Source organism: Anaeromyxobacter terrae, from assembly GCF_022690685.1.
Taxonomy (GTDB): domain Bacteria; phylum Myxococcota; class Myxococcia; order Myxococcales; family Anaeromyxobacteraceae; genus Anaeromyxobacter; species Anaeromyxobacter terrae.
Genome location: NZ_JALCYY010000018.1, coordinates 60481 through 83101, shown reverse-complemented (window position 1 = coordinate 83101; position 22621 = coordinate 60481). Strand labels below are relative to the sequence as shown.

Below are 22621 nucleotides of genomic sequence, written 5' to 3'. Positions count from 1 at the left end.
CCTACAGCACTCGCGAGGCGATCTCGTTTCCCGTGCGCGCGTCCACGACGCGGATCGCCACGAAGCGCGCCGCGACGCCCTCCATCTGCCCGCCCTCGCCGCGCCGCGGCAGCTTCCAGATCTTCTCCGGCTTGAAGACGATCTCGAGCTCGATGGCGCCGGTGCGGAACGGGCCCTGGAACTCCATGTCCATCACGCCGGGCGGGAGCTTTCCGCGAATCGGGATGAGGTTCACGAGCGGGTGGCCGGAGGCGTCCTGCCTGGCCGGGGTGCCGTGGGTGAGGGCGAGGCCGCCGCCGTCCACGAACGGCGTCACGAGCAGCACGAAGCCGTCGCCCTGGAGCTCGGCCCGGACCAGCGTCGCCGCGTCGGTGACACGAACCGTGAACGTCTTTCCGGCGAGGGACCGGCGCGCCGCGAGCACGTTCGCCTCGCAGGTCGCGCGCGTGTAGATGTCGGTGCAGTGCCCGATGTAGCGGGCGAGGAAGGGCTCGAGGGCGTCGAGCCGCTCGGCGCTCGTGGCGACGGCGTCGAAGCGCTCGCCTGCTCGGGCGGCAGGAGCGGAGACGAGGAGCAATACCGCGACCCAGAGAAGACGCATGTGGTTGGGATCCCTTCGAAGCGGGCAGGTCGCCCGGGCGGGTGTCCGAGTCTAGCGTGCCGCCGCCCTGTCCGAGGAAAGTTAGCCCTCCAGCGTGCGGCGGGTCGCCCATGAAGGCGCGGGTCGCTTTTTTGACCACATCGACACACCGCCCTAGCCTGCGGTCCCAGGCAGGAGGCGGACGACATGCTGAACAGCCGCAAGGAAGGCCGGAGGCCGGCGCAGGAAGAGCGCCGCGCGACGCCTCGCCTCGACAAGGTCTTCCGCGTCTACCTCGAGGGTGAGCGCGGGATGGGGCTCGGGATCGCTCGGAACATCTCCGAGGGCGGCATGTTCGTCGAGACCCGCGTCCCGCACCCGATCGGCTCGCAGGTCCGCGTCACCTTCCCCTCCGAGGCGGGCGAGATGACGGCCGTGGCGGAGGTCCGCTACGTCTGCCACCTCATGGGCCGGACGCCCGCCGCCGACCAGGGCCCGCTCGCGCTCCGCGGCATGGGCGTGAAGTTCATCTACTTCGAGGACGACGCGGTCTCCGCCGCGCTCCAGTGACCCCGGCTTCACCCCGCGTGGCGCCCGCCTGCCGCGGCCCCGCGCCACGGTGGGTGGCCGACCGGCGCGCCCGGCCGGTCCGCGGTAGAACAGCCCGGTGACGCTCGCGATCGAGACGGAGGGGCTGACGCGCCTGTTCGACGGGCGGGCCGCCGTGGAGGGGCTCGCGCTCTCCGTGCCGGAGGGCGCGTTCTACGGGTTCCTCGGCCCGAACGGCGCGGGGAAGAGCACGACCATCAAGATGCTCACCGGGCTCCTCGCCCCGACCTCCGGGCGGGCGCAGGTGCTCGGAACGGACCTCGCCCACGATCCGCTATCCGTGAAGCGGCGCGTCGGCGTCGTGCCGGACGGCCTCGCGCTCTTCGAGCGGCTCTCCGGCGCGGAGCAGCTGAGGATCCACGGGCAGCTCTACGGGCTCGAGCGCCGCGAGGCGGGACGGCGCGCCGACGAGCTCCTCGGAGCGCTCGAGCTCGCGGACGACGCCGGCAAGCTCGTGTCCGAGTACAGCCACGGCATGCGGAAGAAGCTCGCGCTCGGCTGCGCCCTCATCCACGGCCCCCGGCTGCTCTTCCTCGACGAGCCGTTCGAGGGCATCGACGCGGTCGCCGTGAGCGGGATCCGGCGCCTGCTGCAGGACCTCGTCGCCCGCGGCGCCCTCACGATCTTCCTCACCAGCCACGTGCTCGAGGTGGTCGAGCGGATCGTCACGCATGTCGGGATCATCCGCGAGGGCCGGCTCGCCGCCCAGGGCACGCTCGCCGAGGTCCGCGGCGAGCTCACGCTCGAGGAGGTGTTCATCCGCACGGTCGGCGACGAGCGCGGCGAGGTGCCCGGCCTCTCGTGGCTCGGCGAGGGCACGTGAGCGCGGCGGGGGAGGGCGGCGGAGCGCTCGCGCCGCCCGGCGGCCTCGCCACCCTGCGCGCGCTCGCGGAGCTTCGCTGGCTCCTGCTCCTGCGCCGCCTTCGACGGCCCGGGGGCGTGCCGGAGGTCGTCGCGCGCGTCGCGCTCTACGTCATCGCGATCCCCGCCGGGCTCGCGTTCGCGGCGCTCGCCGGGGTCGGCTCGTTCCAGGCGGTCCGCATCGGCCGCGGGCTGCAGGCGACGGTCCCCGTCGCGGCGCTCTTCTTCGGCGTCTGGCAGACCTGGACCGTCGTCTCGCTCTCGATCTCGGAGCGGGACGCCCTCGACCTGCGCCGTTTCCTGGTCTATCCCATCCCTCCGGCGCAGGTGTTCGGCCACGGTCTCGCCGCGTCGCTCGCGGGCGATCCCTTCGCGGCGTTCTGGTGTCTGCTCCTCGCCGGCGCCTTCGGCGGCGCCGCCGTGGCGCGCCCCGGCGCCTGGCTCCTCCTGTTCGCGCTCGTGCTCGTCGCCTTCGTCGCCACCACGGTCGCGCTCGTGGCGCTCCTCCAGGAGCTCCTCGCGCGGCTGCTCCGCGGCCGGCGCGCGCGGGAGCTCCTCGTCGCGGCGGTCTACGTGGGCGTCGCGGGGATCCTCGCCTGGACCGCCGGCCACCCGGGCGCGCTGCTCCGGCTCCTGCGCGGCGCCCGTGCGCTCCGCTGGCTCGCGTACCCCGCCGCGCTCGCCGAGGGCGCCGCGGTGGAGCTCTACGCGAGCCGGGCACTCGCCGCGCTGCCCTGGATCGCGGCGCTCGTCCTGGCCGGCGTCGCGACCGTGTGGGTCGCGTACCGGCTCGCGCTCGCCTCCGCGCGCGAGGGAGGCGGCGGCGCGCCGCGCGCGGCGGCGACGGGCGGGGGCGGGTGGCCGCTCCCGGGCAGGCTCGGCGCGCTCTTCGAGAAGGAGGCGAAGTACGTCCTCCGCCACCCGGTCGCGACCCTGCTCCTGCTCATCCTGCCGCCGTTCGCGGCGCTCGTCGCGTGGAAGGTCCTGCCACGGCTGCCGCCCGGGACGGGCGAGATCGTGCACGCGCTGCCCGTGCTGGGCTTCGCGCTCTACGCGCACATGGCGGCGCAGATCTTCTGGCTCAACGCGTTCGGCTGGGAGCGGGGCGGCGGCCGCGTCTGGTTCCTCGTCCCCGTCGCGCCGGCCGAGGTGCTCCTCGCGAAGAACCTCGCCGCCTACGCGCTCTCCGCGGCGCTCTTCGCAGCGGCCGCGACCGCGGCGATCGCCGTCGGGGGCCCGCTGCCGTCGTGGGCCCTCCTCGCCGCGGTGGCGCTTCACGCCGGCATCGCCCCGTGGCTGCTCGCGGCCGGCAACTTCGTCTCGGTGCTGAACCCGCGCGCCGCTGCGAGCACGGTCCAGCGGGGCGGGTCGCTCTCGCCGCTCTCGTCGCTCGCCGGGATGGTCATCGTCTCGGGCGCCGCCGGCGCGTTCGCGATCCCGGTGGTCTTCGCCGTCCGGCGGGACGCGCCCTGGCTGCTCGTCCTCGGGTGGGCGGCGCTCGGGCTCGCCGGCGCGATCGTCTATCGCCTCGCGCTCCCCTTCGCCGCCCGGCTCCTCGCGCGCCGCCGGGAGCCGCTCCTCGACGCGATCGCGGGCGACGACGACTGACGAGACGACCGCGCCCGGCGGGCCGGCCTCCGGAGAGGCGCGGCGCGACGCCGGGCGCGGGGTGCAGCGGGCCGCCCGAGGCGGCCACGGGGATCGCTACTGCGAGAAGCCCTCGATGAGGTAGTGCGCCTCGACGCGCTTCAGCGCGAGCACCATCGCCGCGGTGCGGACGTCGACCTCCTGCCCGACGCAGTACGGCCGCGAGTCGTAGTGCGGCGTGCGCTGCGGGCGGTTCCGCGCGATGTCGCGGATGATCGCGTAGTTCTTCTTGATGGCCTGCTCGAGGCGGCGGTTCACGTCGCCCTCCGTCCAGTGCTCGAGCCGCTGGTTCTGCAGCCACTCGTAGTAGGAGACGGTGACGCCGCCCGCGTTGCAGATGATGTCGGGGATGAGGTCGATCTTCCGGCCCATCATCACGCGATCGCCGTCGCGGGTGGTGGGGCCGTTCGCGCCCTCGGCGACGAGCTTCACCTTGAGCCGCTCCGCGACGTCGCCCGTGATCTCCTCGCCGAGCGCGGCGGGGATGCAGATGTCGGCGTCGACCGCCCAGAAGTCGTCCTTGGAGATCGCCTTCGCCCCGGGGAACCCGGCGACGGTGCGCCGCAGGTTCTCCTTGTTGCCGTGGACGTACTGCACGAGCGCCGCGATGTCGATCCCCTTGTCGTCGTGGATCGTGCCGTTCGCGTCGTTCACGGCCACGACCTTGGCGCCGAGGCCGGCGAGGATCTCGGCGGCGGACGAGCCGACGTTGCCGAAGCCCTGGACGATGACGCGCGCGCTCTTGAGGTCGAAGCCGCGATCGCGCGCCCACTCCTCGATGCAATAGACGACGCCCTGGCCGGTGGCGCGGACACGCCCCTCGGAGCCGCCGATGCGCACGTCCTTGCCGGTGACGACGCCGCGGAGCTTGTGGTGCTCGCGCTCACCGTCCGTGAACTGGCGCATCATGTACGCCATGATTTCCCCGTTCGTCCCGACATCGGGCGCCGGGATGTCGACGAACGGGCCCATGAAGTTCTTGAACTTGTAGATGTAGCGGAGGGTGATGTGCTCGATCTCCTCCTTCGAGTAGTTGAAGGGGTCGAGCTTGATGCCGCCCTTCGCGCCGCCGAACGGGATCTCCGCGATCGCCGTCTTCCAGGTCATGTCGGCCGCGAGCATCTTGAAGAGATCGAGCGACACGTCCTTGTGGTAGCGGATGCCGCCCTTGTACGGACCGCGCACCTGGTTGTGCTGGATGCGGTACGCCTTGAACTTCCGGGGTCCGCCCTTCTCGATCCGGAAGAGGCCCATCTTCGGGATGTTGATGACGCCCTGCCGCATGTGGATGTCGGAGCGCAGCAGCGCCCGGCGGTGCAGGATGAAGTTGCCGTTCGCGAGCGGCTCGAGCGCGTCCGCGGCCTTCATGTCCGAGGGCAGGAGGTCCTTGAACTTCTGGGCCTCCTCCGGGGAGAGCGGCACGAGCCGATCCCGGAGCTCCGTCGTGACGTAGAAGATGTGCTCGAAGTCCGGCTCCTCCAGCTCCATCCTGACGCGCGGGTTCATCTGGATGAGATCCGCTGCGCGATGGAACGTCTCCATCGCCTCGTCGTAGAAGCTCTTCTTGCCGTTTCGACCGGCCATCGCTGTCGACCTCGGTTGGTGGGAACTCCGCGCTTCGCCGGGCGGCGAAGCCGGGCGCATGCTAGCCCTCGTTCCGCTCGCGGTCAAAATCTGCGAGTTACCGCGAATCCTCAATATAATGGCGGGGTTGTAGCTCTGCGAGTGCGCGGGAATTCGCGCCTCCGGACCCCGCCTCGGGGGCTCCTGCAGGCGGCGGCAATCTAACGCCGCCTGCGGCAGACCGACAGTCCAACGCGAGGCTCGGATAGGGGTCGAGCGGGCGGACTTCTGACTACAGGAACCGCCCTCTTGACGCGCGCAGGGCGGCTCGCTCCCACCAGCTCGAGAGCGACTGCTGCGGGCCTCGGGGCACGCCTCCTCCCATGCTGGGCGGTCCAGGGTTCGCGCCCGGCCGTTATGGAGCATGGACGGAGCCACGCTCCTCGGCCGCCCGAGTGAGCGTGAGGACTCGGCTCGGCCGACGTCCGCGACGCGCGATACAGGCAGCGCTCGACGCTCTTTCGGCGGTGCCTGAGAGAGTCCGCGGGTCGAGTTGACTGGGCTCTCTCGTCGCGCCTCAGATTCGGCCCACGCGGCAAGCAGTTGGACGCCTCCGCTCGCAGCAGCCAACCATTTGCTCGGAGAGCGCTATGTCCAGGTCGATCCTGAGGAAGGGTGCGGCATTGATCTTTGCCGGTGCAATCGCACTCACCGGCTGCAAGGGCGATCGGGGCCCGGCCGGGCCGCCGGGGCAGGGCGCCGCCGCAGCGCCTCCCGGCGCAGGGCTGCAGGTCGGCATCGTCTCCGCCACCGCTCCGGCCGCGGGGCCGGCGACCGTCACCTTCACGGTCAAGGACGCGGCGGGAACGCCGGTCGACTTCCTCGCCGAGCTCGTCGCCGGCAACTTCGGCGCCACCCGCGGGCCGCGCTTCAGCATCGCGCAGGCCTCGGCCGCGGGCGGTACCTACGACCAGGCGCTGTACGAGACCGACTCCGCGGGCGATCCGAGCGGCAAGCAGACCCGCCCGACCCAGGTGCCCGCCAGCATCTCGCTCACCGACGCCGCCGCCCTGTACACCAAGAACGCCGACGGGTCCTACACCTTCACCTTCCCGACCGCCGCGCCCGCGCTCCCGACGCTCGCCTCCGGCTTCCCGATCGCGCCGGTGCAGTCCGCGCAGACGCTGGTCGGCCTCCAGGCGGCCCGGACGTTCGAGGGCATCCAGTACCCCGCCGGCGCCTCGTTCGAGTTCATCCCGGCCGGCGGCACGGTCACCTCGCGCCAGGTCGTCTCCGACGCGGCCTGCAACAACTGCCACAGGCACCTGACGGCGCACGGCACGCGCCGCACCGTCGGCCTCTGCCTCACCTGCCACACGCCGGGCTGGGTGCTGAAGCCGAGCGCGAACACCACCGCCAACGCCATCGACTTCCGCGTGCTGGTGCACCAGATCCACCGCGGCCAGCAGCCGACCGACGTGCAGAACGCCAAGCCCTACGTCTACAAGTGGAGCGCCACGAACGACTTCAGTACGGTCGCCTTCGCTCCCCCCAACACCGTCAGGAACTGCGTCTTCTGCCACCAGGGAGGCGCGCAGTCCGACAACTGGAAGACCAAGCCCGGCCGCGCCGCCTGCGGCTCCTGTCACTACGCGGTCGACTTCGCCACCGGCGCAGGCCACGCCGGCGGCCTGGCGGCCACGGACGACACCTGCGCCTCCTGCCACCACCCCGACGACACGCCTCCGCTCGGCGCGGCGCCGTCCATCACGAAGGTGCACTCCTTCCTCTACGACGCGCTGACCAACACCTCCTTCACGGGCGCGGACCTCGGCGTCACCATCGACGCGGTCGACGTGACCAATCCGGCGGCCGGAACGGTGAAGTTCACCGTGACGCTCAACGGCGCGCCCGCCGACATCAAGGCCACTCCGCTCGCCAACCTGCGCTTCACCATCGCCGGCCCCACCACCGACTACGGCGGCCCGAAGGGTCCCGTCGCGGGGACCGACGTGCTCAAGCACGCGTTCGGCTACATCCAGACGGGCAACTTCGGCGGCGCGGGCGCCGCGGCTCTGACCGCCACGGGCACCCCGGGACAGTTCACCGCTCCGCTCGTGACCTTGTCGTCGGCGACGCCGCCCGTGGCGACCCCCATCGACCTGACGCCGGCGAACGGCCAGACCGTCGGCGTGGGCGTGGAGGCCTACGTCCTCGAGACCGGCACCTGTCCGACCCCGCCCTGCGCCCAGCGCGAGTGGGCCCAGCGGCCGCTGCCGCCGACGGCGACCTCGCCCACGGGCGTCATCTACGCCCGCGTCGGCGGCGGCACCGCCACCCCGCGCCGGCTCATCACCGACGCCGCGAAGTGCAACGTCTGCCACGAGGACCTCGGCTTCCACGGCGGCGAGGCGCGCAAGGGTCCCGACTACTGCGCGATGTGCCACAACTCTCAGAACGTGAACGACGAGCGCACCTCGCAGTTCGAGGTCGACCCGGCCACCGGCCAGCCGTTCACGAAGACGCCCGGCACCGTCCAGCTCTCCGTGATGATCCACAAGATCCACAAGGGCTCCGAGATCGTCCCGCAGGGCTCGCTCCCGAGCCCGCGGCCCACGTTCACGCTCGGCGCGACGCGTGACTTCAGGGCGGATCCGGCCACGGGCCGGGCCGAGGGCGAGGCGCCCCCGGTCGAGTTCAGCCACGCCTTCCCCGGCGACCTCGAGAACTGCCAGACCTGCCACCTGCCGGGCGGCTACGGCCTCCCCGAGGCGACCGTGCTGCCGACGCGCTTCGTGACCTTCACCTGCAAGGAGGACCCGAGCGCGGACGCGAACGCCGTGTGCGGCACGCTCAGCGCCACGGGCGGCGTCGTCGCCCCCGACACCGCGGCAGGCGACGCGTACTGGAACAAGACGGAGACGTTCGTGGGATCCGGCCGCGCGCACTGCGGGAGCTGCCACGACGGCATCGCCGCCGACGCGCACATCTCGCTCAACACCATCAACGGCGTCGAATCCTGCGACGTCTGCCACGGCGACGGCCGGTTCATGGATCCGATCGAGATCCACCAGCCGAGGCCGTAGCCGAGCGGTCATGGCCGCGGCTCCCGGCGCCTCGCGCGCCGCGGGCCGCGGCCTCGTCGTACCTGCATCGCGAGATGGATCCCGCGTTCGAGCGCCGGCGCGGCACGAGCCCGGCCGGTCAGGTCGTGCCCGATCCGGGCCGGACGTTGTAGCCGCGGTCGCCGTACGGCTGCAGCCGCTCCAGCCACGCCGCCTCGAGCTGCCGCACGGCGTCCCGGGGGTACACGAGGCCCTCGTCCTTCTCCTGCAGCACCTCGAGGATCTCGAAGACGAACGCGTCGGGGCCGAGCGCGCTCACGTCCGCGCGGAGCCGCGCGTTCCTGTGCACCCCGCGCGCGAGCTCCATCCGCCTGCCGTTGAGCGTCTTCAGGTTCAACGTGCTCTCGACGAGGATCATCCCCGTCCGGACGTTCCTGATCTGGTACACGCCGGCCTCGGGCTTCGTCTCGCGCGCCGCGCGCTTCAGCTCCGCTCTCCGATCCATTCGTCTCTCCTCAGCGGCCGCGAGGCTTCGCGGTGGGCTCGTCCGGAGGACGAGGCTCGAGCCGGGCCGCTTCGTCGGACAGGGCCAGCAGGTGGGTGCGGACGTCCTTCGGCCAGGCCCGCACCAGCGCCCGGAGCCGCCTCGTCTCCCCGGCGTACAGGGCGCGCGAGGCCTCCTCGAAGCCGGCGAGATCGCCCGCCATCGCCCACATGAACCGGCCTGCGGCCTCCCGGGCCCGCCGCGCGCGCTCCCGGTCCGGCTCGCGCTTCCTCGCCTCGTCCACGAGCCGCCGGAGCGCCGCAGAGGCCCCGCTCGGCTGCTGCTCCAGCCACTCCCAGTGACGGGGCAAGAGCGAGATCTCGCGGCTCACCACACCCAGCTTCGGCCGGCCCGGCCCCGCCCTGAGAGGCCCCTCCGCGCGCGCGACGACCTCGTCCGGCGTGCCCCGCAGATCGAAGTCGATCTGCCGGCCGGTCGCGTCCGCGAACACCAGCACCGAGCCCCCGCCGGTGTCGTGGTGTGCCTTCACCGCGAGCAGCACCTCGCGTCTGAGGCCGGACGCGAGGAGCCGGTTGCCTGCGAACGCCGTGTATCGGTCCTCGTCGGCCATGGCTGCGCTCCGTACCGGGAAATACATCCGGGTAAAATCCGGGACCGAGACCTAGCGCAGCAGGGGCGTGCTCGTCAATAACACCCGGGTAGAATCGTGCGGAGCGGACCGCGGCCGGGGGCAAGCCGTCGTGGAGACGGGCGACGCGGAGCCCAGCCGGCTCGACGTCGACGACGGCCCGACAGGATCGGGAAGAAAACGATCGGTGGACCTTCGGTGGCCTCACGCGCGCCGCAGCGCCGGACGTCGCGGGCCGAGGTCGCCCGCGGCGAGCCCGAGCGCGAGGAGGTCGGCCGGTAGCGCGTCCCCCACGCAGAGCGCCCTGCACGCGCGGGCGAGCGCCGGCGCGATCTGGATCCCGTAGCCCCCCTGGGCGGCGAGCCAGACGAGGCCCTCGCAGGCCGGGTCGGGACCGATCACGGGCGTCCTGTCGGCGACGAAGGAGCGGAGGCCAGCCCAGCGGCGGTGGACGTGGTTCACGCGGAGCAGGGTGGCGCGCTCGAGGCGGTCCACGGTCACGGCGACGTCGTAGTCCTCCGGCGCGGCGTTGCACGGGTCGGAGGGCGTCTCGTCGCAGGGCGAGACGAGGAGGCGGCCGGACTCGGGCTTGAAGTACAGCTCCTCGTCCACGCTCGCCGCCATGGGCCAGCGGGTGACGTCGCCGGGCGCGTCGACCAGGATCGCAGTGCGCCGGAGCGGCCTGAGCCCGATGGGCGGCGCGCCGGCCAGGCCCGCGACGACGTCGGCCCACGCGCCCGCGGCGTTCACGAGGAAGGGCGCGGAGAGCTCGCCCGCGGCGGTCGCCACGGTCCAGGCGCCGCCGGCCCGCGTCACGCGGAGCGCCTCGGCCTCGGTGCGCACGACGCCGCCGCGCGCGCGGAGGCCGCGAACGAACCCCTGGTGAATGGCGTGGACGTCCAGATCCACCGCGCCCGGCTCGAGGAGCCCGCCCACCCACCGCCCGGGCGCGAGGCACGGCACGTGGCGCGTGAGGTCGTCGCCCGGCACCCACTCCACCGACGGGACGATGCCTCGCACCGCGTCGAAGTGTGCCCGCAGCGCCGCGAGGTGCGCCTCGTCCGCGAAGAAGAGCGCACCGCGGGGCGACGTGAGCGGCTCCTCCGCGAACCCGTCCGGCGGCGCCGCGTAGAACGCGCGCGACGCGGAAGTGAGCGCCCGGACGGCCGCGTTGCCGTAGGTCTCCATGAAGATCGCCGCCGAGCGACCGGTCGCGTGGAAGGAGAGCTGCTCCTCCCGCTCGAGCAGGCACACACGCCCGTCGCGCGCGAGCTCGTACCCGACGGAGACCCCCGCGATCCCCCCGCCGACGACCAGGAACTCGAACCGCTCCATCCCGCACCTCCGAGGCGCGCTCCGCCCGGCGTGACGCGGGCGCGGCCGACTCGCATCGGCACAGGAGTCACTGACGAACGTGACGGCAGGCTCGCCCTCCTCAGCCTAGCGCCATCGTGATGACTCTGCGTCGAGGAAGAGGGTGGGGCGACGGCGACCGCCGCCGCTCCGCGGCGCACGCCCCGTGGCGGCGGCTCCCGGCGCCCTGAGCGCGCGTCGGCCGCGACGGCCCCGCGCGCGGGCCCCGGTCCCGAAAAGAAAACGGGCGCTCGACCGGAAGGCCAGGCGCCCGCGAAGACTGGACGACCTGGGCGTCCCAGAACTCGTCGTCGGGAGGAAGCGGTGCCTCAGCATCCGACGCATGCGGTTCCCGGTGCCGTGGCCACGGCCGCGTAACGGGGATCCTTCTTCGCCGCCCTCGCTCGAGCTGATTGTTGTGCCGTTTAGGGCGCGGCTTTCACTCTCAACAGGGAGCAGCCGACTTGCGGCGCGCGTGCCAAAACGTCGCGACCAAGCTCAGAGCCCCGCCCGCAAACACGAACCACATGTCCGCGGTCACCCGGCGCCCATGCATCTCGCGAGCTATGACCAACGCAGCCAACAAGGTGCCCACGGAAGCCACGAGATGCAGCCAAGCCGCGGGCGAGCGCCCATCGAGAGGATGTTTCCGGAGCAGAATGCCGGCGAGCGCGATGGTTATCGCGAGCACGAGGCCAGCGCCCCACACGGCCAGCACACGATGCCAGACGATGTCCGGGTTGTAGACGGTCTCTCCTGGTCGAACGTTGAACACCACGGCGGCGACCGTGTCTGTATGACCAAAGGTCAGCCAAAGAACGCACGCGGACAACATGATCCCCAACGTGACCCACGAAAATGTACCGCCCTTCGTCGGCATGCGCTCTGAGCGTGACAATGGCATGGCTCGATGGTGCCGGCTCCTTGCCGGTGGGGCAAGCTTGGTGGTTACTGCCCACTTGCCCGAGGCGTACCCCACGGCCGTACGCCTCGGAGCGTGGGTGCGCGGTTCCGGACTAACCTTCGCGCCGTAGTTTGTTCGTGCCCCCGCGCACTCATGAGGCCGCCGCGCGCGATTGCGGTTAGCGTCTCGGGTGATCCGTCGCCGTTCTGGCTGGTGTCGTCACTTGCTCGCTTCGCCATGTCCACTACGGGTGGGTAGTTCCGGACCGTCACCTTAAGCGGGTCGTCTGACCATCGCGCGCGACCGCGAGCGAAACCCACCCAAGAGAGTATGCAGAGACCGTGAGTTGATACCGTTTAGGCGACTGCGTGGCGGTTCGCTCCATCGCGGTCACCCACCACGACTTTGCGTGGTCGATGCTGCAGGGCGTGACCGGGCCGTCGATCGTGAACTGATTTGTGGTGCGAGGGGGCCCCAGGACCCCCAGCTACACCCCCGGCGACCTTCCCGCCGTCGACCGAAAAGAGAAGGGGTCACGCTGACGCGTAACCCCTTCCAATTCCGCTTAAAGTTGGAGCCGACACCCAGACTTGAACTGGGGACCTACTGATTACGAATCAGTTGCTCTACCAACTGAGCTATGTCGGCGCACTCCCGTCGAAACGGGCGCGTTGTTTAGCACCGCCCGGAGCGCCCTGCAAGGGCCGAGTCGCGGCCTGGAGGCGTCGCTCGCGCCCATGACGCTCCGCGCCTAGCTTCAGGGCATGAGGAAGAACCGTCCTGGCTCGGCGAAGAGCGCGATGGGGCAGCAGGAGGCGGCATTCCGCCGCGCCGCGCCCGGCAAGCAGTTCATCGGCGGCGACAGCGCCCGGCAGAGCAAGGCCGCCCGCCAGGCGCAGCGGCGCAAGGTCGAGCGCATGGCCGAGGTCGACGCCGCGACGCGCACGGCCGAGGAGCTCGGGACGCCCCTCTCGGCCATCCTGGCGGAGCTCGTCCAGGACACGACGCGGCTCGCGCGCACGCTCGTCTTCGCGCCCTTTCGCATCGCCCAGGCCCTCATGAGGCGTCCTCGCCCGGCGTGACCGCGCGAGCCGTCAGAAGGAGGCGCCCAGGAGCACGTACGGCGAGACCTCGTCTGGCCCGAGCCGGGCGTCCGCGGCGCGCCAGCCGCCGAAGGGCGCGCCCATCGCACGGGCGAGCCCGAGGCGGAGATCGGTCCTGAGGTAGTAGCCCAGCACGAGCTCGAGGCGCAGCTCCGCCCCGACGCCGAGTCGGAGCGCCTCGCCAGTGAGCCGGTTGCCCGCGAGGATCGGCTCCCCGGGCCGGTCGAACGTCTCCCCCAGGTCCGCGAACAGCGCGCCGTGCACCCGCCGCAGGAAGACCGGCCAGGTGGTGTGGCCGAGCCCGGGCGCGCCGAGCGGGAAGCGCAGCTCGCCGTTCGCGAGGACGTACCCGGTCCCCTCGAACGACCCCACCGCGTAGCCGCGCAGCGCATCCGGTGGAGACCCCGCGAGCCCGAGCGCCGCCCCGAGCGCGACGGAGAGCACGTCCGGCTGCGAGACGCCCCCGAGCTCGAACGGCGCGCTCCCCCCGAGCGTGCCGCGCGCGAGGCCGCCCGCGAGCCGGAGCGCGAGCACCGTCCGCGCGAGCCCGGGGACGCGCAGGTACTGCTCCACGGAGGCGCGGCCGCGGGCGAGGTCGTAGTCGCTGCCGGTGGCCGGCCCGGCGTAGCGCAGCGAGAGCGAGGCGCTCCGGCCCTCCTCGGGCGAGATGGAGCGGACGAAGCGCCGGGCGTCGGAGTAGGAGAGCCTGAGCGACAGGTCCGAGAGGAAGCCGTCGCGGAACGGGTAGGGGAGGCGCGGGTCCGGGCCGGGCTCGCCCGCGAGCGTGTCGTAGCGCGTCCCGCTCCAGCCGAGGCGCAGCGCGGTGGCGCGGGCGAGCCGGGTGAACGTGAACGTCGCCCCCACGTCGGCGAGCGTCCAAACGGAGAGGAGCCGGTCGCCCGGGTCGGGCGAGCTGCCCACGAAGCGCGAGGACGAGAGGTCGAGCCGCGGCCAGGACCAGGCGCCCTGGTACGCGATCGCGTAGCCGGGCTCTCGCGTGGGGACGCTCCAGAAGGCCTGCGCCGCCCATGCGTGGCGGAAGAGGACGTCGGCGCCGCCGGTGACCGCGCCGATCACCGCTCCGGACGCGTCGGCGGAGAGGAACGGGAGCCAGAAGGTCGGGCCGAGCGTGTCGAGCGCGCGGTAGGGGCGGGAGGGGAGCGATGCGGGATCTTCCGGCGGCGCCTCGGTCGCGGTCGGGGTCGCCTCCCCTGCCTGCGTCGTCCGCGGTGACGGCGCTGGCGCCGCCGGGAAGGGCGCCATGAAGCTCGCGGGATCGAGCGGGATGGTGGCGACGTCGTACCCCGCCCGCGAGTAGAGGACGAACGCGATGGTCTTGCCGTCGGGCGACACGTCCGGCTGGAACGCGCCCGTCTCGACATTCGTTACCTGCGAGATCTCGCCGGTCGCCGCCTCCCACGCGTAGAGGTTGTAGAGCCCGCCCCGGTCGGAGTCGAACAGCACGTACCGACCGTCCGGCGTCCACGCCGGCGAGGTGTCGAGCGCGGCGTCGTCGGTGATGCGCGTGACGCGCCCGTCCTCCCACAGGGCGAGATCGCGCCGGCCGGCCTCCTGCAGCTCGAAGGCAATGCGCCGCCCGTCCGGCGAGACGCGAGGGGCGTACACCTCCGCGCCGCGGTGCGAGAAGAGCACCTCGCGGGCGCCGAGCCGGCCGGCGGCGTCGAGCGGGCGCCGCACGAGCGCGAGCACCCCCGGCCCGGTGCGCTGGACGTAGACCAGGAACGCGCCGCCCGGCGCGAGATCGGGATCGGTCGCGCGCTCGCCGCGGGTGAGCGCCCTCCGGCGGCCGGTGCGGAGATCGACGCGGTACAGATCGTCGTACACGCGGTACTCGCGGTAGACCTCGCCGATCGCGCCGATGGCCTCGCCGGGCGAGCGGAGCGCGAACGTACCGTTCGCGTCCACGGTCGCGGCGCGGCCGAGGTCCTCGCCCTCCGGCGAGACGCGGAACAGCCCGGGGCGCCCGTCGAGCGGCCGCCGCCAGTACGCGACGGACGCGCCGTCCGGGCTCCAGCGCGGGTTCTCCGCGCGCCCGCCGCGCGTCGTGAGCCGCCGCGCGACCGTCACGGGGCGCTCGCGCACGGCGGTCACCACGTCCTCGCCGCGCCGCCGCTCCGCCTCCGCGTACTCGGCCCAGAGCTCCGAGAACGTCCGGCCGCCGAAGTACGGCCTCGCCACCCAGGACGGCGCGTACGGCCAGAGCTGTGCGCCCTGCCGGCCGAGGTAGCCCGCGAGCGCGGCGTCGCCGTAGCGCTCCTCGAGGTACTGCATGAAGCGCCCGCCGAGGAGGTACGGCGCGGTCCCGACCGGCCACTCGAGGAGCGGGTTCGAGGCCTCGTCGAGCGGCGGGAACCCGGGCGGCTCGAGCGCGAGGGAGCGCGCGTACATCTCGTGGATCGCGCTCGCGTTGCGCCCGCTCGCGGGGTCGCCGTTCGACTCGTGCAGCACCGCGAGGCCCTCGATCATCCACGACGGGACGAGCCCGTTCGGCACGAACAGCTTGCCGAAGATCCGGTTCGCGACCCCCGGGATCCCGCCCACGTGGTCGAGGTGGAGGATGTGGACGTACTCGTGGAAGACGAGGCTCTCGAGCCAGTCGCGGTAGTCGTTCAGCTCCGAGAGCGACGCCGGCGGGACCGCGTAGAGCCGGATCGTGTCGTAGGGGAGCGGCGAGGCCGATCCGTTCGCGTCGTCGGTGTCGTCGGAGACGACGATCTCGGTGCGGCGCGGCGCGTAGCCCAGCACCGGGGTGAGCGCCGCGTGCGCGCGCTCCGCGACGCGCGCCACGTCCTCGGCGAGCGACTCCTCGCCCTGGTGGAAGTGGACGCGGAAGTGCGCGGTGTCGAGCGTGCGCCAGCGGTAGGCGGGGTCGTAGGGCTGCGCCGCGGCGACGCCAGGCGCGAGGAGCGCCCCGAGCAGCGCGACGGCGAGGAGCGCGCGGCGCACGGACTCTAGCGGACGCGCGGCTTCTGCGCGCGCGGGGTGCGCCGCCGGGGCGACGGCTCCGTCGCGGCCGGGCGCGCGGCTCGACGGCGGGGCTTCTTCGCGGGCGAGGTCGTGGCGACGTCGCGATGCGTCGCGCGGTGGGGCTTCGCGTGGGAGGCGAGGAACGCGAGCGTGCTCTCGGCGACGAGCTCCGGATCCTCGAGCGGCGCGACGTGCGTGCCGCCCGGCACGACGACGAGCTCGCTCCCCGGGACGGCGCGATGGATCGCCTCGGACAGGCGCATCGGCGTGAACGAGTCGTGCTCGCCGGCCACGACGAGGGTCGGGGCGGCGACCTGCGGAAGGTGCGGGCTCGCGTCGTGCGCGGCGGCGGAGGAGAGCAGGCGGACGAACAGGGCGGGATCCACCGCGGCGAGATCGTCGAGGTAGCGGGCGAGGTCGGCGCGCCGGACGCGGGCGCCGTCGACCTCGAACGTCATCGCGTAGGCGAGGGCGAGGTCCGTCGGGACGATCGTCCGGAAGGCGATCCGCGCGACCTCCGGGTAGCGCAGGACGAGCTGCTTCGCGAAGGGGAACGCGTAGCGGAGCACCGCCGAGTCGTGGAAGGTGTCGAGGAGGTTCCCCGGGGCGCCACAGAGGAGGACGAGCGCCGCGACACGCTCGGGGTGGCGGCGCTGGAGCTCGAGCGCGACCTGCACGCCCATGGAGTGGCCGGCGAGCACCGCGCGCTCCTCGCCCGCCGCGTCGAGCACCGCGACGAGGTCCGACACGCAGTCGTCCATCGTCATGCGCTCGGGGTCGTCCGGCGCGGCGCTGCGCCCGTGCGCCCGGTAGTTCCAGTGGAGCACGCGGCGCTCGCGGGCGAGCGCCGGCTCGAGCGCCCGCCAGACGTAGCCCGCGCACCCGATGCCGTCGGTGAGGACCACCGACGGACCGCCGGCGCCGGTGCTCGTCCAGTGGAGACGGGTGCCGTCCTGGCCCGTCGCGCGATGCTCGGTCTTCTCCATGACCCTCCGCCAGCCCGGCGGCGCGTCGGACCGCGCGGGAGCGATGCGCGCCCGGGTGCCCGACCGTTGCTCCATGGCGTAGACTGAGGGACGCGGAGGTTCAAGCGGAATGTCGCACGGCCACTCCCACGGCCACGGAGCGCACAGGCACGAGCACGCGGGCCCGCACGGTGAGCCGTGCGACGGGCACGAGGGTGAGCACGCGCCCGGCGCCCACCCGGCGCACGAGCACGATCACGGCCCGCACGCGCACGGCATGGGCGGCCACCACGCCGGCGCGAGCCTGCGCCGCCTCGGCGCGTCGATGCTGATCACGGGCGGCGTGATGATCGCGGAGGCGATCGGCGGGTGGCTCTCCGGCTCCCTCGCGCTCCTCTCCGACGCCGCCCACATGCTCACCGACGCCGGCGCGCTCGGGCTCGCGCTCGTCGCGGCGTACCTCGCCACCCGGCGCGCGGACGACAAGCGCACCTACGGCTACCGGCGCGCGGAGGTGCTCGCGGCGCAGATCAACGTCGGCGCGCTGCTCCTCCTCTCGGCCTGGATCGTCTGGGAGGCGGTGCAGCGGCTGCGGGAGCCGCACGGCCCGATCGACCTCCGCCTCATGGCGATCATCGCCTCGATCGGCCTCGCCGCGAACCTCGCCATCCTCTGGTTCCTGCACGACGAGCACACCCTCAACGCGCGGGCGGCGTTCCTGCACGTGCTCTCGGACACCGTCTCCTCCGTCGCCATCCTCTGCGGCGCGGGTGCCATGGCGCTCCACCCGGAGGCGCGCTGGCTCGACCCGGTGCTGTCCCTCGCGATCTCCGGGCTCATCCTCTGGGGCGCGCTGCGGCTCATCCTCGAGATCACCGACATCCTGATGGAGGGCGTGCCGCGCCACCTCGACGTGACCGCGGTGACGCGCCAGATGGAGTCGGCGGCGGGGGTGTCCGCCGTCCACGACCTCCACATCTGGACGATCTCCTCGGGCCTGTACGCGCTCTCCGCGCACCTCGTCGTCCACGCCGAGTCGATGGGGCGCAACGACGACATCCTGAACGAGGTGAAGCGCGAGCTCCGCAGCTCGTTCGGGATCGACCACACGACCCTCCAGATCGAGTCGGTGGAGTACGAGCACCTCCACGACGTGCACACGCACTGACCGGGGCCGGCGCGCGACGCGGGGCCCGCGGGCCCGGCGACCGCGTGCTATACCGTGCCCGTGATCTCGCGCCTGTCCGCGTTCCGGCCCGCGCGCACCGTTCAGCGGCTGCCCCCGCGCAGCGCCGCGTGCCCGCTCTCCTTCCGCGACCTGCTCGCGCCCGCCGCGGAGCTGGGCCTCGTCCTGCCGCTCGTGCGCGCGCCCTCGGCGGCGGTCGCCCGCGGCGCCCTCGTCGCCGCGAAGGCGCTCGGGAGCGCGCTCGGGCTCGCGCTGCCGCGTGGCGGGCGCCCCGATCGGTGGTTCGCGGAGGTCACCGCCGCGGCGGATGAGGTGGCCGCCGGACTGCCGCTGCTGCTCGCGGGAGAGGTCGTGGTCGCGGGGGAGGGGGCGCTCGACGTGGAGCGCGCCGTCTCGGAGACCTGGGCGCTCGTGGACGCCGGACTCACCCACGTGTCGATCGACGGGGGGGCGGTCGCCGCGCCCGAGCGCGGCCGCGTGCTCGCCGAGGTGGCCGCGCCGGCCGTCGAGCGCGGGCTCGGCGTGGACTGGATCGTGCCGCTCGAGGACGCGTCCGGCGCCGCGCCGCGGGCGATCGCGGGGCTCCAGGCGCTCGTGCGCCGCGGCTTTCGCCCGGATCTCGCCGCGGTGCGCTGCCCTGCGCCGGCGGACGAGGCGGCGGCGCGCGCCCAGGCGGACACGCTCGCCCGGCTCGCCCTCGCGCTGCGCGGGACGCCCGTCATGCGCTGCGGGCCGGTGACCCCGGCGCTGCTGGGCGCGCTGCAGGGCTCGCCGGTGCGCGCCTGCGAGGATGGCGGCGCGGCCGAGGAGCGGGCCGCGGTGGAGCCGGGGGCCACGGCGCCGGGCGAGGAGGCCGAGCGCCGCGAGGCGCGCGCGTTCGCGGAGGTCACCGATCTCGTGGAGGGCCTCGGCGCGGCGGGCTCCGCAGCGGCGCTCGTGAGCGGGATCCTGCGCCGGCACGAGGAGCGCGGGCCGTGACCCGGATCATCGCCGGCAGCGCGCGCGGCCGGCGGCTCGCGACCCCGCGCGGCGTCTCGACCCGACCGACGAGCGACAAGGTCCGCGGGGCGGTGTTCAACGTGCTCGGCCAGTTCTTCGACGGCGGCGACGTCCTCGACCTGTACGCGGGGACGGGAGCGCTCGCCCTCGAGGCGCTCTCCCGCGGCTGCGCCCGTGCCGTCTGCGTCGAGGCGGACCGCGCGGCGGCGGAGCTCATCGCCCGGAACGCCGCGGCGTGCGGGCTCGCGGGGCGGGTCGACGTCCGCCGCGGGCGGGTCGAGGAGGTCGTCCCGCGCCTGCCGCGGGGCCACTTCGCGCTCGCCTTCGTCGATCCGCCGTACGCGGAGGGTCCGGAGGCGGCGCTCGCGCTCGCCGAGGGGTGCCTCGCGCCGGGCGCCCGCGCCGTCGCGGAGCATGACGCGCGGCGTCCACCGCCGGATCGCGTCGGCGGGCTCGCGCTCGCGGACCGGCGTCACTACGGTGGTACCGGGATCTCGATCTACGTGAGGGAGTGAGGGATACTCCGCGCCCGCATGCCTCGTCGCACCGCCATCTACCCCGGCTCGTTCGACCCGCTCACGAACGGTCACCTGGCCATCATCAACCGCGGCCTCAAGGTGTTCGATCGGCTGATCGTGGCGGTGGCGAACAACCCCCAGAAGTCGCCGCTGTTCACGGCGGAGGAGCGCATGGCGCTCATCTCCGAGGCGGTCGGGGACGACCCGCGCGTGGAGGTGGACTCCTTCAACGCGCTCCTCGTGGACTACGTGCGCTCGAAGGGCGTCTACACCGTCATCCGCGGGCTCCGGGCGGTCTCGGATTTCGAGTACGAGTTCCAGCTCGCCAACATGAACCGCAAGCTCCTGCCCGAGTTCGAGGCGGTCTTCGTCATGACCGGCGAGGACTACTTCTTCGTCTCGGCGCAGCTCGTGCGCGAGGTTGCCACCTTCGGCGGCGACGTCTCCGGCCTCGTCCCGCCCAACGTGGCGGAGGGGCTCCGGCGCAAGCTCGGCACCCCGGGGCGCCGCTAGCCGTCCGCTCCCGCGTTCGGGGCGCGTTGCACACATCGGTTCTGCTATCCTCGGCCCTTTGGCCGCCCCGGTGGGCGGCCACGACACCTCGCCCGAGGAGACACCGATCATGAAGCTCGCGAAGCGCCTCGATGCCGTGAAGCCGTCGCCGACCCTGGCCATCACCGCCAAGGCCCGGGAGATGAAGCAGAAGGGCATCGACGTCGTCGGCTTCGGCGCCGGCGAGCCCGACTTCGACACGCCCGCGGTCATCAAGGACGCGGCGAAGAAGGCGATCGACCAGGGCTTCACGAAGTACACGCCCACGAACGGCATCCCGGAGCTGCGCGAGGCGATCGCCGCGAAGATCCAGAAGGAGCACCGGGTCACCTACAAGGCGACCGAGGTGCTCGTCTCCTGCGGCGGCAAGCACGCCCTCTACAACCTGTTCCAGGCGCTGCTGAACGAGGGCGACGAGGTCGTCATCTTCACGCCGTTCTGGGTCTCGTACGCCGACATGGTCCGCGTCGCGGGCGGCGTCCCGGTGCTCGTCGAGACCACGATGGACACGGGCTTCGACCCGGCGCCGGAGCAGATCAAGAAGGCCATCACGCCGCGGACGAAGGCGATCATCGTGAACAGCCCGTCGAACCCCACGGGCGCGATGCTCTCGCGGCGTACGCTCGAGACGGTCATCGCCGCGGTGAAGGGCACGGAGATCCTGATCGTCTCCGACGACATCTACGACAAGCTCGTCTACAAGGGCCGCTTCGAGAACGTCCTCGACCTCGATCCCTCGCTCCAGCCCCAGGTCGCGCTCGTGAACGGCGCGTCGAAGACGTACTCGATGACCGGCTGGCGCATCGGCTGGACCGCGGGCCCGCAGGCGCTCATCTCCGCGATGCAGAAGCTCCAGGACAACTCGACCTCGAACCCCGCCTCGATCTCCCAGAAGGCGGCGCTCGGCGCGCTCACGCTGCCCGGCGTGGACGAGGAGGTCGAGAAGATGCGCAAGACGTTCGACGAGCGGCGCAAGCACATCGTCGCGCGCCTCAACGCCATCCCGGGCGTCCGCTGCTTCGATCCGGGCGGCGCGTTCTACGCCTTCCCCGACGTGAGCGCGCTCCTCTCGCGCAAGGCGCCCGGCGCGACCGGGCCGCTCGGCACGGACGGCAAGCTCATCGACCTCCTCCTCGAGAAGCACCTCGTCGCGGCCGTCCCCGGCTCGGCCTTCGGCGCGCCCGGGTACATGCGGCTCTCGTTCGCGACGTCGATGGAGCAGATCGACAAGGGCTGCGATCGCATCGCCGAGATGGCGAAGAGCCTCGAGTAAGATCGCGCGCTCCGCGCCTCTCGACGCCCCGCCGGCCTCGCGCCGCGCGGGGCGTCTCCGTCTCGACGCCCGCCGCGTAACGCACCGGCGCGGCGTCTCGCCGCGCACGGCCCTTTTCTTCGGCGCCTCGTCGTCCGGGACTACAGTCCGGCGAGTCCACGACGCACCGAGCGTGCGTGAAAGGAAAGGAGCCTCATGAAGAAGCTCGTGTTCGCCCTCGCCGCCCTCGCGCTCTCCGCCGCCGCCCACGCGCAGGAAGCGCGCCGGCCCTTCGGCCTCGGCATCTCCATCGTCCCGCTGGAGGGCGCCGGCTCGCGGACGATCGAGGTCTACGCGCCCATCTCGGTCGCCCCGACGCTTCGCATCGAACCGTCGCTCGGGGTGCTGACGCAGGACCGTCCGGCGGCTCAGCCCGACCGGAGCGACGTCACGGTGGGCGTCGGCCTCTTCTACGTCCAGCGCCTCGCCGCCCCCTTCGACCTCTACATGGGCGGCCGGCTAAAGCTCAACTTCGCGAGCGTCGACGACGGCGTCAACGACCACAGCGGCACTGACGTCATCCTCGCCGCGGCGATCGGCGGCGAGCACTACCTCACGACGAACTTCTCCCTCGGCGCCGAGGCGCAGCTCGGCTTCCGCTCCGACTCCGACGCCTCCGGGGACAGCTCGGGCGTGTTCACGACGGGCCTCGCCTTCCTCCGGTTCTACTTCTAGCCCGGCCGCGCGCGGCCCATCGCCGCCGCAGCCGCGACGCGCCCCGCGGGATGGGGCGCACCGAGGGTCACGACGCCCCGCCGGCTCCGCGCCGCGCGGGGCGTCGTCTCTTCGTGGTAGCGTCCGGCCGCGCATGGCGACCGGGCCGCGAGAGGTATGGGGGGACCTGGCCACGACGGCGTTCGTGGAGTCGAGCCCCCTCTTCCGATCGCTCGACGACTCGGCGCGTCGCGACCTGCTCCTGGTCGCGCAGCTCGTGACCTTTGCGCCCGGCGAGCTCGTCAGCGGGGAGGGCGGGGAGGGCGTCTTCCTCGTCGTCGAGGGGACCGCGGTGGCGTGCGCCGGGACGCCGGCAGGCCCGGCGGACGTGTCGACGCTCGAGCGCGGGGCCTTCTTCGGCGCGCCCCGGGTGCTCGGCGGGTCGTCGCGCGCCTGGTCGCTCGTCGCCCGCACGGAGCTGACGGCGGTCGGCTTCCCGACGCCCATCGTGGCGGTGCTGGCCGAGCGCTTCCCGAAGGTCCGCGCGCTGCTCGCGGCGCTCCTCGCCGCCCGCGAGCGCGAGGCCGCGGCCCGCCTCGGCGCCTAGGGGCCGCGGTCGCCCGGGGGAC

General features: G+C 73.1%; 20 protein-coding genes and 1 tRNA gene. 12 read left to right on the top strand and 9 right to left on the bottom strand.

The genetic code is table 11. From position 1 onward, the window contains the following. Position 1 precedes the first annotated feature (1 nt). Entirely contained in the window at positions 2-601 is a 600-nt protein-coding gene (locus MNY62_RS10440; protein ID WP_242344094.1) for a DUF6066 family protein, read from the bottom strand. A gap of 186 nt (positions 602-787) precedes the next feature. Between MNY62_RS10440 and MNY62_RS10435 the strand changes: the two genes are divergently transcribed. From MNY62_RS10435 to MNY62_RS10425, 3 genes are all read left to right on the top strand, one after another. Continuing rightward, entirely contained in the window at positions 788-1150 is a 363-nt protein-coding gene (locus tag MNY62_RS10435) for a PilZ domain-containing protein (protein WP_242344093.1), read from the top strand. Positions 1151-1247: 97 nt separating this feature from the next. After that, complete coding sequence (locus tag MNY62_RS10430; RefSeq protein ID WP_242344092.1) at positions 1248-2012, top strand: ABC transporter ATP-binding protein; 765 nt, start codon at positions 1248-1250, stop codon at positions 2010-2012. After that, positions 2009-3658 carry a hypothetical protein gene (locus MNY62_RS10425; protein ID WP_242344091.1) on the top strand — a complete coding sequence of 550 codons (1650 nt, stop codon included), beginning with the start codon at positions 2009-2011 and terminating at the stop codon, positions 3656-3658. Before MNY62_RS10430 ends, MNY62_RS10425 begins: the two co-directional genes overlap by 4 nt. A 96-nt stretch (positions 3659-3754) precedes the next feature. On the opposite strand, the gene MNY62_RS10420 is transcribed toward MNY62_RS10425, so the two are convergent. Then, a complete protein-coding gene (locus MNY62_RS10420) occupies positions 3755-5281 on the bottom strand; it encodes a Glu/Leu/Phe/Val family dehydrogenase (RefSeq protein WP_242344090.1) in 1527 nt (508 codons plus the stop codon). Positions 5282-5910: 629 nt separating this feature from the next. On the opposite strand from MNY62_RS10420, the gene MNY62_RS10415 reads away from it, so the two are divergent. Further along, positions 5911-8346 (top strand): OmcA/MtrC family decaheme c-type cytochrome, encoded by a 2436-nt coding sequence (locus tag MNY62_RS10415; protein ID WP_242344089.1) that lies wholly within the window; start codon positions 5911-5913, stop codon positions 8344-8346. Positions 8347-8464: 118 nt separating this feature from the next. Here the strand turns inward: MNY62_RS10415 and MNY62_RS10410 are convergent, their stop codons facing one another. From MNY62_RS10410 to MNY62_RS10390, 5 genes are all read right to left on the bottom strand, one after another. After that, on the bottom strand, positions 8465-8830 hold the full coding sequence (locus MNY62_RS10410; RefSeq protein ID WP_242344088.1) for a GIY-YIG nuclease family protein: 366 nt from the start codon (positions 8828-8830) through the stop codon (positions 8465-8467). Between the two features lie 10 nt (positions 8831-8840). Beyond that, positions 8841-9440 (bottom strand): DUF2239 family protein, encoded by a 600-nt coding sequence (locus tag MNY62_RS10405; protein WP_242344087.1) that lies wholly within the window; start codon positions 9438-9440, stop codon positions 8841-8843. Positions 9441-9662: 222 nt separating this feature from the next. Further along, entirely contained in the window at positions 9663-10793 is a 1131-nt protein-coding gene (locus MNY62_RS10400) for an NAD(P)/FAD-dependent oxidoreductase (RefSeq protein ID WP_242344086.1), read from the bottom strand. Between the two features lie 463 nt (positions 10794-11256). Beyond that, positions 11257-11691, bottom strand: coding sequence for a hypothetical protein (locus tag MNY62_RS10395; protein ID WP_242344085.1), 435 nt, complete (start codon positions 11689-11691; stop codon positions 11257-11259). A 596-nt stretch (positions 11692-12287) separates the two neighbouring features. Then, a tRNA-Thr gene (locus MNY62_RS10390) sits at positions 12288-12363 on the bottom strand. A gap of 116 nt (positions 12364-12479) precedes the next feature. On the opposite strand from MNY62_RS10390, the gene MNY62_RS10385 reads away from it, so the two are divergent. Next, the gene (locus MNY62_RS10385) at positions 12480-12797 is read left to right on the top strand and encodes a translation initiation factor IF-2 (protein WP_242344084.1); all 318 of its coding nucleotides are present in this window, start codon (positions 12480-12482) and stop codon (positions 12795-12797) included. Positions 12798-12809: 12 nt separating this feature from the next. On the opposite strand, the gene MNY62_RS10380 is transcribed toward MNY62_RS10385, so the two are convergent. Both MNY62_RS10380 and MNY62_RS10375 read right to left on the bottom strand, forming a co-directional pair. Then, complete coding sequence (locus MNY62_RS10380; RefSeq protein ID WP_242344083.1) at positions 12810-15785, bottom strand: BamA/TamA family outer membrane protein; 2976 nt, start codon at positions 15783-15785, stop codon at positions 12810-12812. 5 nt (positions 15786-15790) lie between these two features. Beyond that, the gene (locus MNY62_RS10375) at positions 15791-16792 is read right to left on the bottom strand and encodes an alpha/beta fold hydrolase (protein WP_242344082.1); all 1002 of its coding nucleotides are present in this window, start codon (positions 16790-16792) and stop codon (positions 15791-15793) included. 109 nt (positions 16793-16901) lie between these two features. Between MNY62_RS10375 and MNY62_RS10370 the strand changes: the two genes are divergently transcribed. The 7 genes from MNY62_RS10370 (at position 16902) to MNY62_RS10340 (ending at position 22599) form a co-directional block, all read left to right on the top strand. Beyond that, the gene (locus MNY62_RS10370) at positions 16902-17939 is read left to right on the top strand and encodes a cation diffusion facilitator family transporter (RefSeq protein ID WP_242344081.1); all 1038 of its coding nucleotides are present in this window, start codon (positions 16902-16904) and stop codon (positions 17937-17939) included. A gap of 60 nt (positions 17940-17999) precedes the next feature. Next, positions 18000-18935, top strand: a complete 936-nt coding sequence (locus tag MNY62_RS10365) for a hypothetical protein (protein WP_242344080.1) — start codon at positions 18000-18002, stop codon at positions 18933-18935. Further along, on the top strand, positions 18932-19471 hold the full coding sequence (gene rsmD / locus MNY62_RS10360; protein ID WP_242344079.1) for a 16S rRNA (guanine(966)-N(2))-methyltransferase RsmD: 540 nt from the start codon (positions 18932-18934) through the stop codon (positions 19469-19471). Before MNY62_RS10365 ends, rsmD begins: the two co-directional genes overlap by 4 nt. Before the next feature lie 18 nt (positions 19472-19489). Continuing rightward, complete coding sequence (gene coaD, locus MNY62_RS10355) at positions 19490-19987, top strand: pantetheine-phosphate adenylyltransferase (protein WP_242344078.1); 498 nt, start codon at positions 19490-19492, stop codon at positions 19985-19987. Between the two features lie 109 nt (positions 19988-20096). Further along, entirely contained in the window at positions 20097-21299 is a 1203-nt protein-coding gene (locus MNY62_RS10350; RefSeq protein ID WP_242344077.1) for a pyridoxal phosphate-dependent aminotransferase, read from the top strand. Between the two features lie 195 nt (positions 21300-21494). Then, on the top strand, positions 21495-22013 hold the full coding sequence (locus tag MNY62_RS10345; protein WP_242344076.1) for an outer membrane beta-barrel protein: 519 nt from the start codon (positions 21495-21497) through the stop codon (positions 22011-22013). A 133-nt stretch (positions 22014-22146) separates the two neighbouring features. Continuing rightward, the gene (locus MNY62_RS10340; protein ID WP_242344075.1) at positions 22147-22599 is read left to right on the top strand and encodes a cyclic nucleotide-binding domain-containing protein; all 453 of its coding nucleotides are present in this window, start codon (positions 22147-22149) and stop codon (positions 22597-22599) included. Positions 22600-22621 lie beyond the last annotated feature (22 nt).